This window comes from Roseomonas fluvialis (assembly GCF_022846615.1).
Lineage (GTDB): Bacteria > Pseudomonadota > Alphaproteobacteria > Acetobacterales > Acetobacteraceae > Neoroseomonas > Neoroseomonas fluvialis.
On sequence record NZ_AP025637.1, the window covers coordinates 4,093,036 to 4,110,397 of the forward strand.

Genomic DNA, 17,362 nt, shown 5'->3' on the forward strand with positions numbered 1-17,362 from the left:
GCGCGCCGTCAGGCCCGTGGCCGGCAACCGCCGGCCGCAAAGCAGCCGTTCGCGCGCGCCGCACGCCAACTTGCCCCTTTGGTTGAATACGCATGATATGATTTCTTCTGCACTTTTTCCGTGTGTTTCTTTTTGTCGTCTCTATTCATTAGTTTTTTTCTGCGTAATCATCCCTCTCCACATCTTTTGTACGCGCACCAGGCCACTTCCAGCAACATGATTGAATAGGTCGGTACAACGCATCGCGGGGCGCAGTTGTCCGTGATTCCGTATCTTTTTGTTGTGACGTAGCGATCCGCCGGAGCGTGCTGGGCCGGACGCACATGCGCAATCGCGGCTGCGGTGCGCGGCGCGGGCCGCAGCGTGTTCGTCCGCCCGCAGCGCTGCGCGTCAGGCGCGAACCGGCAGGTCCTTGCGCCGTGCGACGCCACGACACGTAAGACGGTGGCGGAGGCTGACCGGCATCACGATACGCATCCACGGGCGATGCGCATCACGTCGCATCGCGCGCGTTCGCGCCGCGGACGATGCGCGCGCGCGTGACGTCAGCCTTAGGTCTGAAGCCCTTGGTCTGAACGCCCGTGAGACCTCAGTCGCATCGAACGAGTCCTCAGCCCGTATGGCATTCCGGCCCGGGCGCGGCGGACAGTGACCCGACGACATTCCGCTTTCCGCGACCGTCGGATCCACCGCGGCTTCGCGCAGCACCCGGCCGGAGGATCTCGATCATGGTCACCTACATCCGCAGCGACCTGGAGTTCATCCTCGACCAGATCAAGATCGCCGAGCAGCACGCGGCGGGCGCGCCATTGTTCGGCCCGGGCGGGCTCGTGCCCGCCTACAATGTGAGCTTCGGTCTGCGGACCGTCGATGGCACCTACAACCATCTGCTTCCCGGACAGGAGAACTGGGGCGCCTCCGACGTGCAGTTCCCTGCGCTCGTCGATCCCTCCTATGCACCGGGCTATACCCCGTCGAACAATCCGGCCTCGATCGTCTTCGACCCCAGCCTGCGGACCATCTCCAACCTGATCGTCGATCAGACGCTGGGCAATCCGGCTGCAATCCTCGAGGCGCTGGAACGTGGCGGCGTCAGGGCGCCGACGCTCGACAACGTCGCTCTGGTCACCACGATCTACCAGGCGTTCAAGCCAGCGTCCGACGCCGAGTATCAGGCGCGCGTTGCGTTGCAGAATGCGGAAGCGCTGGCGAACGAGCTCAGTGATCCCGCCCCGCCTGGCGGGGAGCTGACGCCCGAACAGCAGACGGCACTCGACGCGGCACAGGCTGCGGTCGTCGTCGCGGCCGCAGCCCATGCCGCGGCGCTGAACGATCTAGAGGCAGCACGTACAGTGCGTGACGCCGCCCTTGTGCCGTTCGGCATCGCGATGGACGGCGACAACGTCCACTTGCCGAACATCTCCCCCGATGTCGGCCTGTCGGCATCGTTCAACTCCTGGTTCACGCTGTTCGGCCAGTTCTTCGACCACGGGCTCGACCTGGTGAACAAGGGCGGCAGCGGCACCGTCTTCATCCCGCTGCAGGCGGATGATCCGCTTTATGTCGAGGGCAGCGACACCAACTTCATGGTGCTGACGCGCGCGACCGTCTCGGCCGGTACGGACGGCATCATGGGAACCGCCGACGATGTGGGGCCGGTCAACACCACCACCTCCTATGTCGACCAGAACCAGACCTACACCTCGCACCCGTCGCACCAGGTGTTCCTGCGCGAGTATGTGCTGAATACCGATGGGCAGCCGGTCGCAACAGGGAAGCTGATCGAAGGCCTGAATGGCGGTATGGCGACCTGGGGCGAGGTCAAGGCCCAGGCGCTTGCGATGCTCGGCATCACGCTGACGGACCAGGACGTCGGTAGCGTTCCGCTTCTCCGGACGGATCAGTACGGGAACTTCATCCCGCACCCCGACACCGGCTTCCCCCAGGTCATCACCGGCGTGGGCCTGGACGGCATCCCGAATACCGCCGACGACATCACCATATCGGGCACGCCGGGCGCGCCTGTCACGCTGGACACGGCGATCCGGACGAACCATGCCTTCCTCGCAGACATCGCGCACGACGCGGTTCCGAAGGGCATCGACGACGGCGACGTCACGATCGGCCTCGCCAATCCGGGCAACAACCCGGACGTCTACGACAACGAATTGCTGGACGCGCACTTCATGGCGGGCGACGGGCGCGTCAACGAGAACATCGGGCTGACTGCGGTGCACCACGTGTTCCACTCGGAACACAACCGCCTGGTCGAACACACCAAGAGCGTCGTGCTCGCCGATGCCGTGGCGATGCTCGCCGGCGGCGCATCCCAGGCTGAAGCGGTCGCCTTCCTCAATGAATGGCTTGCTGTCGACGTGGCGGTGGTGCCGCAGGGAGCGGCCGTCAACAGCCTCGCCTGGGATGGCGAACGCCTGTTCCAGGCGGCGAAGTTCGGCACCGAGATGCAGTACCAGCACCTGGTGTTCGAGGAATTTGCCCGTAAGGTCCAGCCGCAGGTCGATTTCTTCATCGTACCGGATGGCTTCGACACCACGATCAACCCGGACATCGTCGCCGAGTTCGCGCATGTGGTCTATCGCTTCGGGCATTCGATGCTCACGGAATCGATCGACCGCTTCGACCCGTCCTTCAACGCCGATCACATCAGCCTGGTCGACGGCTTCCTCAATCCGGCCGCCTTCACGACGACCAACGGCGTCGAGGACGGGCTGGCGGCGGGCGACATCATCCGCGGCATGACGCGCCAGGTCGGCAACGAGATCGACGAGTTCGTCACGAGCGCCCTGCGCAACAACTTGCTGGGCCTGCCGCTCGACCTCGCGACCATCAACCTGGCCCGCGGGCGCGATACAGGCGTGCCGACGCTGAACGAGGCACGGCGCGAGTTCTACGAAGCGACCAATAACGATTCGATGCTGCGACCCTATGAGAGCTGGATCGACTTCGCGAGCAACCTGAAGAACGAGGCCTCGATCATCAACTTCATCGCGGCCTACGGGACGCATACGTCAATCACCAACGAGACGACGCTGGAGGGCAAGCGCGCCGCGGCGATGGCGATCATCTTCGGAGAAGCGCAGACCGTCGGCGTGGATGATCCGAACACACCGGAGGACGAGTCCCGCACCTTTGCCGTACCTGGCGATGCCGAGGACTTCCTGAACGGCCGCGGCGCCCACGCGTCCACCCTCGGTGGCCTCGAGAACGTCGACCTGTGGATCGGCGGCCTGGCCGAAAAGATCCTGCCCTTCGGCGGCATGCTGGGTTCCACCTTCAATTTCGTCTTCGAAGTGCAGATGGAGAAGCTGCAGAACGCTGACCGCTTCTACTACCTGCAGCGCCTGGATGGCCTGCACCTGTTCGGCGAGATGGAGAACAACTCCTTCGCCTCCATGATCATGCGCAACACCGATGCGACGCACTTGCCATCGGATGTGTTCTCGACGCCTGGCCTGATTCTCGAGGTCGACCAGACGAGGCAATGGAACCCAGACCTGGGGACCGCCGACCCGGCGGGGGGCACCGTGCTCACGCCGCTTGTCATCCGCAACAATCCGGCCACCGCCGGTCCGGACGCCAACTACCTGCGCTACACGGGCGACGAGCATGTCGTCCTTGGTGGCACCGAGGGCAACGACATCCTGACCGCCAGCGAAGGCGACGACGCCATCTATGGCGACGGCGGGAATGACACGATCCAGGGCGGTGCCGGCAACGACATCATCAATGCCGGCGCGGGCGACGACATCGTTCGCGACGTGGGCGGCGACGACAACATGAAGCTCGGCGACGGCAACGACGTCGCGAACACCGGCCCGGGGCTCGACCTGGTGATGGGTGGCCGCGGCCAGGACTTCATCGTGCTGGGCAACGACGCCGGCACCGAGGTGTTCGCCGGCGAAGGCAACGACTTCATCCTGGGCAACCTCACCGCCGAGCGCATCCTCGGCAACGAGGGCGACGACTGGATCGAGTACGGCACCTTCGACGGTGCGCCGGGCGACAATTTCGACGAGATCTTCGCGCGCGACGGCATCCGCGGCAACGACGTGTTCTTCGGCCTCGGCGGCTTCGACGAGTTCATCGGCGAGGGCGGCGACGACGTCATGGTCGGCAGTGCCGGCGTCGGGAAGATGGTCGGCATGTCCGGCTTCGACTGGACGATCTACAAGAACAACACGGCCGGCACGAATGCCGACCTGTTCCGCCTGGCATTCGACGAAACGCCGATCCCGCCGTCGAATGCGGCGCTCGATGTCTATGACGCCGTCGAGGGCCTGTCCGGCTCGCGCTTCGGCGACACGCTGCGCGGCTCCGACGACACCTCGGCCGAGATCGGCCAGACGCTGGCCGCTGGCGGCACACATGGCTACCTGGGCAGCGCGCTCGATGCGCAAGGCATCGCGCTGGTCACCGGCCTGCAGGCGGTCGTGGGTGCCGGCGTCACGCTGTTCGACGACGGCGAGATCCTCCTCGGCGGCGACGGGTCCGACATCATCGAGGGCCGCGGCGGCAACGATATCATCGATGGCGACAAGTGGTTCAACGTGCGGATCAGCGTCCGCCAAAACAACGACGGCACCGGGCCGGAGATCGCGACGGCTGACAGCATGACCCAGCTGGTCACGCGCATGTTCAACGCGACCTTCAATCCCGGGCAGCTGCAGATCCAGCGCGAGATCCTGACGGCGGATGGCGCCGGCGACATCGATGTGGCGGTGTTCTCCGGCGCGCGTGCCGAATACACCCTGGGCCTCGATGCGCTTGGCCGGCGGACGGTCTCCCATACCGGAGGCACGCAGGCCGATGGCGTCGACACCATCAGCAACATCGAGGTGCTCCGCTTCACCGACCAGGACCTCGACATCTCCAACACGGCGGCGACCGGGGCGCCGGCGATCAGCGACACGTCGCCGACCGAGGGCCAGCTGCTGACCGCGTCGCTGGGCACCGTCGCCGATGCCAATGGCGGCATCAACGCGGCCACCGTCGCCTACCAGTGGCAGCACGATGCAGGCGGCGGTTTCGTGAACATCGCAGGGGCCAACAGCGCCACCTTCGTGCCGACGCAGCTGCAGGTGAATGGCCCGCTGCGCGTGGTCGTCAGCTTCACCGACAATTCGGGCTACGCGGAGCAGCGTGTGTCGGCGCCGACCATCGTGGTGGGCGACCTGTTCGGTGCCGGCAACGGCGCCGGGAACGGGGTCGACACGTTTAACGGCACCGCCGGGGACGACAATGCCTCCGCGCTCGGCGGCAATGACAGGCTGTTCGGCAATGCCGGCAACGACACGCTGAACGGCGGCAACGGCAACGATACGCTGGATGGCGGGAGCGGCAACGATGCCATGGCCGGGGGGGCCGGGAGCGACACCTACTTCGTCGATTCCCTCGGTGACGTGATCGCGCCGGAAGGCGCCGGGGCGGGCAATGGTGCGGATGATGGCGTCGTCACGAGCCTCAGCGCCTATACGCTCGCGACGAACATCGAGAACCTGACCTACAGCGGCGCGGGCGCCTTCACCGGGTCCGGCAACAACGGCGCGAACGCGATCCTCGGCGGCGTCGGCGGCGACACCCTTGCCGGCCTGTCCGGCAACGATGCGCTGGAAGGCGGTGGCGGCGACGACAGCCTCGATGGCGGCGTCGGAAACGACGAACTGGTCGGCGGCGCCGGCAACGACACGCTGGCCGGCAACGCGGGCAACGACACCATGGAGGGCGGCGCAGGCGACGACCTGTATGTCGTCGGAAGTGCAGGCGACGTGGTGTTCGGCGAAGCGATCGGTGGCGGCACCGACACGGTCCGGACAAACCTCGCCACCTACACGCTCGGAGCCAATGTTGAGAACCTGACCCGCACGGGCGGCGGTGCATTCAGCGGCACGGGCAATGCGCTCGACAACGTCATCATCGGCGGGAGCGGCGCCAATACCCTGACGGGCCTCGCTGGCCACGACACGCTGAGCGGCATGGGCGGTACCGACAACCTGGTCGGTGACGACGGCAACGATGTGATGAGCGGCGGCCTCGGCAACGATACCCTGAACGGTGGTGCCGGCAATGACAGCATCACGGGCGATGGCGGGGTCGACCGCCTGACGGGCGGCGCCGGCAACGACGCCATGAACGGAGGCGCCGGCAACGACATCTTCATCTTCGGCGCGGGCTTCGGCGCCGACACGATCACCGGCTTCGATGCCAACCCGGCGGGTGGGCAGGATCTGCTGGACATCAGCGGCCTGGGCATCACCGCGGCAAGCTTCGAGGCTTCTGTGACGATTGCCGTCGATGGTGCCGGGATGCGCGTCACTATCGGGCTGGACTCGATCTTCCTCGCGGGTGTCTCCGGGAGCGTTCCGAACGCGATCACGCAGGCCGACTTCATCCTGGCCTAGTGCACCCGACCGGGCGCGCCGTGCCGCCGTGCCACACAGCGCGCGCGGCGCGTCCCGAAGGGGGTCGGAAACTTATGCCAGGGTTCGAGCGGTCGCGGAGGTGTTGCTTGGGGCGCGGCGCCGGCCGGACGAAGCCGCCGGACGGCCAGGCTCAGGCATCGAGGATGTCGCGGAGGGCGCGCACCGCAGTCGCGTAGCCTCGCGCGCCGAGGCCGGCGATCACCGCGGTCGCCACGCCGGAAACCAGCGAACGATGATAGATCGCCTCGCGCCGGTGGATGTTCGAGATGTGCAGCTCGATCACCGGGCTTTCGAACATCTTGAGGGCATCGAGCACGGGGATGGAGGTGAAGGTCAGCCCGGCCGGGTTGATCACGATGCCGGCCGCGCCGCTGTCCGTCGCTTCGTGGATCCAGTCCACGAGCTGCCCCTCATGGTTGGTCTGGCGGAAAACCACGGCGTCCTCGCCTGCCGCGGCGCGGCACATCGCCTCCACCTCGGCGAGTGTGGTGTGGCCGTAGATCTCCGGCTCCCGTTTGCCGAGGCGGTTCAGGTTGGGGCCGTTCAGCACGTGGATGGTTCTGGACAACACAGTATCCTTTTCTTCCAGGGGCGAAGCGCCGCGCTCAGCCCTGGTACCCGAACCGCCATGGGAGCCAGAGCACCAGCTCAGGCACGAAGGTGATCAGTGCGAGCGCGCCAAGCATCGCCGCGATGAAGGGAAGCGTGTGGCGCACAACGGCCGAGAGCGGTGCGTCCGAAAGCTTCGCCACGATGAACAGCAGGAGCCCGTACGGCGGCGTGATCAGACCGATCATGATGTTCACCACAACGACGACACCGAAATGCACCATGTCCACGCCCAGCGCCTGCGCGGTCGGGATCAGCACCGGCACGACCACCAGCAGGATCGTGCTGCCTTCCAGCAGGCAGCCGAGCACCAGGAGGATCAGGTTCACCGCCAACAGGAACTGCCATTGCGACAGCTCCCAGCCAGCGAGCACGTTGCGCACGGTGTTCGGGATGTTCTCGCTGGCGACGACGTAGTTGAAGGCGAGCGCGCCGGCGATCAGCATGCCGATCGCGGCGGTGGACCGCGCGCTGGCCAGCACGGTGCGATAGGTCTCGCGTGCGGTGATGCTGCGATAGACCACGGCGGCGACTACGAAGGCATAGGCGGCCGCGACGGCCGCCGCCTCGGTCGGGGTCATGACGCCGCCATAGATGCCGCCGAGCAGGATCACGGGCATCAGCAGCGCCGGCGCCGCATCCCAGGTCAGGCGCGGGATCTCCCGCAGCGGGACGCGCTCGGCCACCGGGAAGTCGTGCCGATGCGCCATCCAGCTGTTGATCCCCATCTGCGCCAGCGCCATCAGCAGCCCGGGCACGACACCGCCGAGGAACAGGTAGCCGATCGAACTGTCGGAGATCAGCGCGTAGAGCACCATCGGGATGGAAGGCGGGATGATCGGACCGATCACCGCCGTGGCCGCGGTGATCGCGGCCGCATAGCTCGCCGGATAGGCGCCGCCGCGCTTCATCATGTCGATGATGATCTTGCCGCTGCCCGCGGCATCGGCGATGGCCGAACCCGACATGCCCGCGAAGATAACGCTCTGCACGACGTTGACGTGCCCCAGCCCGCCGCGGAAGCGCCCGACCAGCAGGTTGCAGAAGCGCAGCAGCCGGTCCGTCATGCTGCCGGCATTCATCAACCCGGCCGAGAAGATGAACAGCGGCACCGCTAGCAGGATGTAGCTGCCGTTCAGCCCGTTCAGCACCTGCTCCGCCGCGATCGACATATCCTGCCCGGAGGCCGCCAGGTACAGGATTGACCCGGTGATCATCGCGAGCCCGATCGGCAGGCCGAGCAGCGACAGCCCGATGATGGCCAGCAGCGCCAGCGTGAAGGGATCGACGGCGTTCACGCGCCGTCCGCCGGCACATGCCGCCGCCCTGTCGCCGCGTACCAGACGATCGCCGCGTGGCGGATGATCATCGCGACGGCGAAGACCAGGTATACCGAGTAGAGCCAGTCGAACCGGATGCCGAGATAGGTGGATCGCTCCACCTTCATGAAGGTCACGTAGTCCCAGACCGCCGGCAGCGACCAGGTGAAGACCGCGACGACGATGCTGCCGGTGACCATGTCGCACAGGCGCCGCAACCGGGGCGGGATGGCGACGTAGATCACGTCGAACCGGATCTCCTCCTCATCGGTCAGCACCAGGGCCGCGCCCCAGAGGATGCCCCAGACCCAGGCGAGGGTAGATACCTCGGTCGTCCAGCCGACCGGGGCATTCAGCGCGTAGCGCATGACGATCTGAATGATGAAGGCGACGAACATCGCCGCGAGCAGCGCGGCAAGCACGTTCTCGGCGCGCCGCCTGGCCCAGTCGAGCGCGCGGCGCGTGAGGGGCATCATGACCGGACCATCCGAAGGGCGTGGCAACCGGGCGGTCGCACGGGGCGGCCGCCCGGCACGGGATCAACGCACCGCTTGGATGCGCTCGAGGATGCCCTGCGGCCAGCTCTGCGACTGCGGAGAGGCGAGGTAGCGGCGTTGCGCCTCGGCCCTGAAGGCATCGACGTTCGGCGCATAGACTTCGAGGTTCTGGCTGCGGAAAAAGGCCAGCATCTCCTCCTCCTGCGCGAGATGGCGGCGCGTGCTCTCGTCGATCGCCTTGTTGGCGGCGGCCTGCAGCGCCTGCTGCTGCGCCGGGGTCAGGCCATCCCAGACCCGCGCGGAGACCGCGAGCAGGTCGTAGGCCACGAGGTGGCTGGTCAGCACGAATTGCGTCGTCACTTCATGGAAGCGCATCGTGCGGCTGGTCGGCAGCGGGTTGTCCTGGCCATCCACCGCGCCGGTCTGCAAGGCGGTGTAGAGCTCGGCGAAGGCGACCGGGGTGGGGTTGGCGCCCAGCGCCTCGCCCAGGAACTGCCATGTCTCCCCGGGCGGCATCCGCAGCTTCAGGCCGCGCATGTCGGCCGGTGTCGCGATACGCGTGCGCGGGCGCAGGTTCACATGCCGCGTGCCGAAATAAAGCGGGCCGAGGATGTGAACGTTCAGCTGCTCACGCGCCATGCGGTTGAACTCGGTGCCGATCGGGCTGGCGAAGACCTTGCGCATGTGGTCGGCGTCACGGAACAGGTAGGCTGAGGCCATCACCGCCCAGGCCGGGATCTGCCGCGAGATGTCCTGCGGCGAAAGGTTCGCCATCTCCACATTGCCGCGCTGGATCGCGACCAGCTCCGTGCCCTGGCGGAACAGCGTCGCGTTCAGGTGCAACTCGACATCGAACTCGCTGGCGAGGTCGCGCTGGAAGCCGCGCATCGCCTCGGCGCGGATGTCCTGGTCGGAGAAAACGGCGGTGAAGCGGAGCCGGCGGCGGGCCTGCGCATTGGCGCCGGAAACGGGCGCGGCGGCGAGGACAGCGGCAGCGGCAGCGGCCAGCACGGCACGGCGGCCGATGGGCGACGACATGGCGTTTCCTTTTCCCTGTGTCTTGTTGGCCTTCAGGCTACGTGTGGGGATTTCCCAGATCAAGAGTCTCTGAGCCTTATGTATGAGATTTGCTAAAAGCTCACATATTGTGTGCGCCCGGACCGCGACCGATACTCCGACCGACGCGAAAGGAGACGGCATGACCACCGCGGGCGGCACTGCCCTGGAGGCATCCGGCACGACCGGCGAGGCGGCCTATCGCCGCCTGCGTGCCGATGTCATCGCCGGCCGGCTTGCGCCGGGGCAGAAGCTCGGCCTCGAGGGGCTACGACCGATCTACGGCGCGGGGGTCAGCACGCTGCGGGAAGCCCTGACCCGCCTGGCGTCCGAGGAGTTCGTCGTTGCCGAAGGCCAGCGCGGCTTCAGCGTCGCCCCGGTCTCGTCCCGGGACTTCGCCGAGGTTGCCGACCTGCGGCTTCTGCTGGAGCGCAATGCAATCCGCGACTCCTTCGCGGCGGGCGACCTGGACTGGGAAGGCCGCGTCGTCGGAGGCCACCACAAGCTGGCTGCGCTGGAACGCCGCCTGCTGGCCGGCGAGCCCGCGGATCCCGTGCTCTGGAAGCGCTACGACCGCGAATTCCACGCTGCGCTGATCGAGGCCTGCGGGTCGACCGTGCTGCGCGAGACCTATGCTGCCGCCTATGACCGCTACCTGCGCTACCAGATGGTGGCGGTGGTGTTCCGCGGCGGCGTAGCGGCCGCGCAGCACGAGGCGTTGCTGGCCTGCGCTCTGTCGCGTGATGCCGACCAGGCCTGCCGCCTGCTGGACGAGCATGTCGGCGGCTGTGTCGAGCACGTGGCGCAGACCGGGGCGCTGCTGCCCTTCGCCCCACACAGCGCCCGCGCCCCACAGGGCCGTCGCCCCATGATGGCCGGCGATGCCCCTGCCCTGCCCCCCGAAACCGCGGCGCAGCGCACCTATCGGCTGCTCCGCACCGATATCCTGCGCAATGTGCTGGCGCCGGGGCAGCGGCTCCGGCTGGAGGCACTGCGCGATGCCTATGGAGCCGGCATCGGCACGCTGCGCGAGACGCTCAACCGGCTGGTCGTCGAGCGGCTCGTTCTCGCCGAAGGGCAGCGCGGCTTCGAGGTCGCGCCCTTCTGCGCCGACGAACTGCGCGAACTTGCGAAGCTGCGGCTGCTGCTGGAGAGCCATGCGCTGGACCAGGCGCTGCGCGCCGGCGATGTCGAGTGGGAGGCGCATGTCGTCGCTGCCCACCACAGGCTCGCGCAGATGGAAGAACGACTGGGCGGAGGCGATGCTGCGGCTCTCGATCCGTGGCGGCGCTTCGATTCCCAGTTCCACCAGACCCTGATCTCCGCCTGCGGTTCGCGCACGCTCATGGCGACCCATGCCGCGGTGTTCGACCGCTACCAGCGCTACCAGAATCGCGCGCTCGGGTTCCGTGGCGACATCGCGGTGCGGGAGCACGCGGCGCTGCGCGACTGCGCCCTGCGGCGCGATGCTGCGGCGGCGCGCGATGTCTTGGCCACGCATATCCTGGGCGGCGTGGACCACGCGCTGTCGAGCGGCGGCCTGTAACCGGTGTTGCGGCGCCGACGTTCGCCAGCACAAGGCGGGCGCGGGCCGCGTGCGAGCACGTCCGCGACGTGGTGCAGACCGCGCGCGGCGGCCGGTTCGCGCCCAGTGCACGGGCGGAACGCGGCGTCAGCTTGGCACACCGCCTGTTCGCAGGGATCGGAGTTGTTCAGCCCGCCGAAGCCCCGGCACTCGGAGGCGGCAGCGGTTCCGGCGGTGCCGCGGCAGCGTGTCTGAGCGGGTCAAGGTCGATCGCCGGTAGATCAGCCGCAACCCGTGCAGCCCGCCCTCGCACTGATACAGCGAAAGCATCCGGGAGGCCGCGACGTCTCTGCCGATCAGGTCGCGAGCACAGCGACGCGCTGGCTCAATTCAGGCCTCGAAAACCGCGCCGGTTCGGCCAGCGCTGTTATCAGACGCGCGTACCAGGTCGTGTCACGCAGACCAGGGGGGCGCCCCGGCATCGAACCGTCGTTGCCCGCCCAAACTGATTCGACCTTACGCCCTTTGCCTCTCTGCAGCTGGCGATGTTGCCTGAGGCGCGGCAGCGATGGTCAGCCAGCGGCGTGCTGGCTGACCATGCGACGTGCTAGAGGATGAAGTCCGTCTGATTGACGGTCGCGACGTCCACACCCGCGAGGAGGATCTCGTCGCTGCCGATCGTGATCACCGTCTGGGAAGTGTCTCCGGTGATCTGGATTTCGACGCCCAGATTGAACTCCTCGACCGTGAAGCCGTAGCTCCGGATGTCGATGCGATCCTGCGTCTCACCCGGCAGGAACGCGTAGCCCTCGATCACGTCGTTGCCGAAACCGGCCGAGAAGACAAACACATCCGCACCGGCTCCGCCGAGCAAGATGTCATCGCCCTCGCCGCCTTCGATCGTATCCCCGCCGAGCCCGCCGACGATGGTGTCGTTGCCGACACCGCCGCGCAGCACGTCGTTGCCGCTCCCGCCGTCGATCTCGTCGTTGCCGTCCCCGCCCACCAGCGTGTCGTGCCCGGCGCCGCCGCTCAGCGTATCGTTGCCGTCGCCGCCGCGGATCTCGTTGGCGAGCCCGTTGCCCGTGCCGACAAAATTGCCGCTGCCGGCGTAGTACAGGCGCTCGAGCGAACCGGTGAGCGTGAAGTTGGCGAGCGTCGTCTCGACCGTGTCGTTGCCGGCGGTGTCGATCACCACATCCAGCACATTGTCGACCACGTAGTAGTCGTTGCCGGCCCCGCCATTCAGCGTGTCCACACCCACGCCGCCATCAAGCGTGTCGTCACCCTCACCGCCGAGCAGGCTGTCGTTGCCAGCCTCGCCGAACAGCGAGTCATGACCGCCCAATCCGCTCATCCGGTCGTTGCCGCCAGCCCCATACAGCACGTTGTTGGCCGCACCGCCGGTGATGACGTTCGACAGGTTGTTGCCGTAGCCCGTGAAGTCGAGCGCGCCGGTGTAGGTGAGGTTCTCGACGTTGGCCCCCAGGGTGTACGTCGCGAGCGTCGTGCGGACCAGGTCGCTACCTCCGCCCGAAACCTCGACCACCTGGTCGCCGACATCATCCACAACATAGACGTCGTTGCCCGTGCCACCCTCAAGCACGTCGGCGCCGATGCCACCATCCAGCGTGTCGTTGCCGACGTCGCCCAGCAGTTGGTCCATCCCATCGCCGCCGAACAGCGAGTCGTTGCCCGCGCCGCCTTCAAGGCGATCGGCTTCGCCGCCGCCATCGAGTGTGTCGTTGCCGATCTCGCCGCGGAGCAGATCCGCACCGGCGCCGCCCTGCAGCGAGTCGTTTCCGGTGCCACCGTTGAGCGTATCGTCGCCCGCATCGCCGAGGATGGTGTCGTGCCCCGCATTGCCGAAGGCGAGGTCCGACGAGGCCGTCATCGTCGTCAGCTGGCCAGCGGCGCTCCCGGAGAAGTACCCGCCGACGACACCGGTCACGATCGGCGCAATGTTGGTCACGATTCCAAGGCTGTCCGTGTACTGCGCGCTGACACGCAGCACCCGGCCCATTTCCGTCGCGCCAGGCGTAAAGGTGGCCCCGGTGCCGACCGCGGTCCACGTGTTGGGCGCGGTCAGCGCCTCCCAGGTGATCGCCGAGGACTGGACGCCATCCGGATCGGCCAGCGTCACCGTCAGTATCTGCGTCTGCGTCGGCGTCAGGTCGTCCAGCGTGAAGCTGCCGTTCGCGGGCGCCAGGTCCCTGTCGTTGAACTCCAGCAGTTCGATGTTGCGCAGCGTGTCGGTGCCATCGACGCCGGCGCCGCCGTCATGCGCGACGGTGACGGACCCGTCCGCGTTGACCGTCACGGCATACTCGTCGAAATCCCCCGAGAAGACTGCGACGTCGACGTCACCTGCCGCATTCGCGTAGCGGATCTCGCGCGCGATCTGTAGCTGGCCGGGATTGATGGTGCCGTTGAGCAGCCGATCCTGGATATCGGCCAGGCTGTCGACGGATTCGAGGATGGTCAGGCTGTCGGCGCCGGTCCCCATCACGTTGATCCGCACGTCGAGCCAAGCGTCGCCGTCGATGATGTCGTCGCCGCCGCGCCCCTCGATGGTGTCGCTGCCGCCGCCGCCCAGCAGGATGTTGCCGGCGGCGAAGCCCATGATCGTGCCCCCGGCACCTTCGATGGTCTCGAGCGTGACCGGGTCGAAGAGCTGGACCTCATGCAGCAGGTCTGGCGTGACGATCGCGTTGAGTCCGGCGATGCGATCGATGCCTTCCTGCGTGAGCTCGTTGAAGGCGAAGTTCCCCTCGGGCGTCGGATCGAGCGTGCCGTTGACCGCGATGTTGACGTCGTAGGCGCGGTCATCCCCGCGCAACACGTCGTCGTTGTCCCAGCCGGACGCGGCCTCGACCTCGCTGAAGCGGTCGCGCAGGACTTCCTCGGGCAACGTCGTGAAGACGCGGATGTTCATGTCCGCGACGGCGGGCGTGAGCTGGCCTTTGTAGATGGACCAGTCGAAGCCCCACATGCCGATGAACTTCTGGATGCCTTCGCCACCGAACATGATGTCGTCGCCGCTGTCGGCGTCGTAGTCGGTGTCGCCGGACCCGCCGTTCAGCACGTCATGGCCGATGATGGGCGAGTTGAAGAAGATGTCGCCGTTGTCGCCGGCGATGTAGTCGAAATTGGCCCCCGCCTCGACCCAGTCGTCGCCCTCGTTGCCGAAGATGACGTCGGAGCCCTCGCGACCGATGACGAAGTCGTTGCCAGTGCCGCTGCGGGCTTCGGACCCGTCGGGCCCGAGGATGATGGCGTCCTGCCCCTTGCCGCCGAAGATCAGCGACAGGCCGCTGCCGCCATGAATGACGTCGTTACCGTCATCGCCGTGCAGCATGTCAGTCTCGCCGATGTCGGTGCCGGCGTTGGTGATGATGTCGTCGCCGTCACCGCCCATGATCTTGTCGACGCCGTAGCCGGCCTCGATGGTGTCGTTGCCGTCGAAGCCCCAGACGCCATCGTCGCCACCGCCGGAGACGATGCTGTCGTCGTTCTCGGTACCGGCGATCACCACGTGCTCGAGGCCATTGAAGCGGATGTACTTGTCGCCGTTCTCGGTGACACCGCGCTCGACCTTGTTCGACAGCGCCTGCAGGACCGGGTCGTCGTGCTCCGGGTCCTGGTGGCCGAAGGCCTGCTGCTTCGCGAGGTCGACATAGAAGGTGAAGTCGGGCACCGCGAAGATGTCCGCCGGCAGGGCGAACATGGTCTCGCCGAGATCGGTGTTGCGCTGGACGATCTTGGCCAGCGAGTTGTTCTCGAGCTCGGTCAGCAGGTTCATGCCCTGCGTGCGCGACAGGTAGTAGAAGCGGTCGGCGTTCTGCAGGTTCTCCATCTGCAGTTCGAACACGAAGGAGAAGGTCGAGCCCAGCATGCCGCCGAAGGCCATCTTCTTTTCGGCCAGGCCGCCGATCCAGAAATCGACGTTCTGCAGGCCGCCGAGCGCACCGCCAGCATAGTCGCCCTGCGCATTGAGGAACTGGACGCGGTCCGCGGGAGCGCCAACCCCACCCATCACCAGCTTCAGCGCCGCCTCACGCTTGCCGGCGGCGGTCTCCTCCGCCTCGATGCTGGCATGCGTGCCGTAGGCCGCGATGAAGTTCACGATCGAGGCGGGGTTCTTCAGGTTCAGCGCGAAGTCCGCCCAGCTCGTGTAGGGCGTGAGCTGCGTATCCCCGCCGGCGAGCTCCTGGAACTGCGCCCGTGCCTCATTGAGGGTGGGCATCCCCGCTTCGCGGGCGCGGGCAATGTTGATGGCGGCCAGGTCGAGCGGCAGCCCGAGCAGGTTGTTGCGCAGCGCGTCGGTGACGAATTCGTCGATCTCGTTGCCGACCTGTCCGGTCATGCCGCGGATGATGGCGCCGGCGCCCACCTCGGCATTGACCGCCTGCCCATCGAGATCGTTGAACGCGAGCGGATTGAGGAAGGCATCGAACAGCGTCATGCTCGCGTCGCTGTTGCCGTCCTCGGTGACGCGATCCACCGTCTCGTTCAGCATCGAGTGGCCGAAGCGGTACACGACATGCGCGAATTCGGCGAAGATCTGCGGGTTCAGCTCGACATTCGGCTGCACCATGAAGACATCGATATCGGGCTGGACCTTGCGGGCGAACTCCTCGAACACGAGGTGCTGGTACTGCATCTCGGTTGTGAAGCGCGCCGCCTGGAACAGGCGCTCGCCGTTCCAGGCAAGCTCCGCGTCCGGCGCGGGCAGCTCCGTCACGGGCACGGACAGCCACGCGTTGATGAATTCGAGGTCCTCGCTGGCGAGCACCACCTGCTTAACCTGGTCGACCAGGCGGTTGTGCTCCGAGTGGAAGACATGGTGGACGGCGGTCAGGCCGATGTTCTCGTTGCCGCGGCCATCGCCGGTGACGAAATGGGCGTCGAGCAGTTCGTTGTCGTAGCTGGTATTGCGGCCCTGGAAGGTGCCGCCGGCGTAGCCGACGACGTCGTCGTCGTCGTCCTGGAGCTCCCCGCCGAGCAGCACCGGCGCGGCATCATGCGCGATGTCGTCAAGGAATGCGTTGGCGATGCGCGCCGCGCCGGCAATGTTGAGTGGCGCGTCGGGCGTGCCAGAGTCGGTTTGCTCGACGTAGACGCCGGAGCCAGGCGGGTCCTGCACCAGGAAGACGACCTGGGGGAAACCGTCGGTGCTCGGAATAAATTTCCCGTAAGGATCGGTCTTGATCAGCGGCACGCCGGTGACGAAGTCGTCCGTCAGGTTGATACCAAGGAAGTCGCGCGCCTGCGCCTTCACGTCGGCCCACGTGGCCAGGCCGCCATCGGCGCCGTCCAGCAGGCGGCCGGTCGCGACGGGCCGCCCCCCGACCATCTCGTATTCGCGCAGGAAGACCTGGTGCGACGGGTGGGATGTGTAGGTCTGGTTCTGGTCGACCCAGGGCGTCGTGAGGTTGGCGGCCTCGGGGCCGTTGGTACGCGTCACTGCCATGAAGTTGGTGTGGACGTCATCCTCCGTGCCGAGGACGCCATCTTCCCCGGCGGGGGCCCGGTACAGGGGGTCGTCGGGCTGCAGCGGAATATAGACGGTTCCATTCCCGCCCTTCTGCACGAGATCGAGCCCGTGGTCGAAGAACTGGCCGAACAGCGTGAACCAAGAATTGTAGGGGGCGGAAAGTCCTTCGTCGGGCGCGACGTTGGGTAGGACCAGACTGTCGCCCGACATTTCGACGTCGTACGTCTTGAGCAAATTTACCAGGCTTGTGCCCGCGCCCGTGGCGGCTGACGTCGCGGCAACCTTCGCGACCTCCGCCGCGTCGCGATGCTCCTCGGCCGCGGCGAGCGCAGCCTGCAGGCCCTCCACTTCCTCCGGGCTCGCGCCATCAAGCGCCTCGGAGGCCAGGGTCACGGCCTGCTCAGCGGCGACGAATGCCG

Annotated in this window: 7 protein-coding genes; 2 read left to right on the forward strand and 5 right to left on the reverse strand. The window is 66.9% G+C overall.

What is annotated here, in order from left to right; genetic code table 11:
• The first annotated feature begins 728 nt into the window (after positions 1-728).
• Complete coding sequence (locus tag MWM08_RS19655) at positions 729-6,419, forward strand: peroxidase family protein (protein ID WP_244408210.1); 5,691 nt, start codon at positions 729-731, stop codon at positions 6,417-6,419.
• Positions 6,420-6,570: 151 nt separating this feature from the next.
• Here MWM08_RS19655 and MWM08_RS19660 read toward each other — a convergent pair whose 3' ends face one another.
• From MWM08_RS19660 to dctP, 4 genes are all read right to left on the reverse strand, one after another.
• Entirely contained in the window at positions 6,571-7,008 is a 438-nt protein-coding gene (locus MWM08_RS19660; protein WP_244408211.1) for a type II 3-dehydroquinate dehydratase, read from the reverse strand.
• A 37-nt stretch (positions 7,009-7,045) separates the two neighbouring features.
• Entirely contained in the window at positions 7,046-8,347 is a 1,302-nt protein-coding gene (locus MWM08_RS19665) for a TRAP transporter large permease (RefSeq protein ID WP_244408212.1), read from the reverse strand.
• Positions 8,344-8,844: a TRAP transporter small permease gene (locus MWM08_RS19670; protein ID WP_244408213.1), complete on the reverse strand. Its 501-nt coding sequence runs from the start codon at positions 8,842-8,844 to the stop codon at positions 8,344-8,346. Before MWM08_RS19670 ends, MWM08_RS19665 begins: the two co-directional genes overlap by 4 nt.
• A 63-nt stretch (positions 8,845-8,907) precedes the next feature.
• The gene (gene dctP, locus MWM08_RS19675; protein WP_244408214.1) at positions 8,908-9,903 is read right to left on the reverse strand and encodes a TRAP transporter substrate-binding protein DctP; all 996 of its coding nucleotides are present in this window, start codon (positions 9,901-9,903) and stop codon (positions 8,908-8,910) included.
• Positions 9,904-10,063: 160 nt separating this feature from the next.
• On the opposite strand from dctP, the gene MWM08_RS19680 reads away from it, so the two are divergent.
• Positions 10,064-11,467 carry a GntR family transcriptional regulator gene (locus MWM08_RS19680; RefSeq protein WP_244408215.1) on the forward strand — a complete coding sequence of 468 codons (1,404 nt, stop codon included), beginning with the start codon at positions 10,064-10,066 and terminating at the stop codon, positions 11,465-11,467.
• A 586-nt stretch (positions 11,468-12,053) separates the two neighbouring features.
• On the opposite strand, the gene MWM08_RS19685 is transcribed toward MWM08_RS19680, so the two are convergent.
• Entirely contained in the window at positions 12,054-17,336 is a 5,283-nt protein-coding gene (locus MWM08_RS19685; RefSeq protein WP_244408216.1) for a peroxidase family protein, read from the reverse strand.
• Between the last annotated feature and the right edge of the window lie 26 nt (positions 17,337-17,362).

Bases quoted from the DNA above. Each gene is read 5' to 3' on its own strand.
- dctP (WP_244408214.1), bottom strand. From the start codon at position 9,903: ATGTCGTCGCCCATCGGCCGCCGTGCCGTGCTGGCCGCTGCCGCTGCC.
- MWM08_RS19670 (WP_244408213.1), bottom strand. From the start codon at position 8,844: ATGATGCCCCTCACGCGCCGCGCGCTCGACTGGGCCAGGCGGCGCGCC.
- MWM08_RS19655 (WP_244408210.1), top strand. From the start codon at position 729: ATGGTCACCTACATCCGCAGCGACCTGGAGTTCATCCTCGACCAGATC.
- MWM08_RS19680 (WP_244408215.1), top strand. From the start codon at position 10,064: ATGACCACCGCGGGCGGCACTGCCCTGGAGGCATCCGGCACGACCGGC.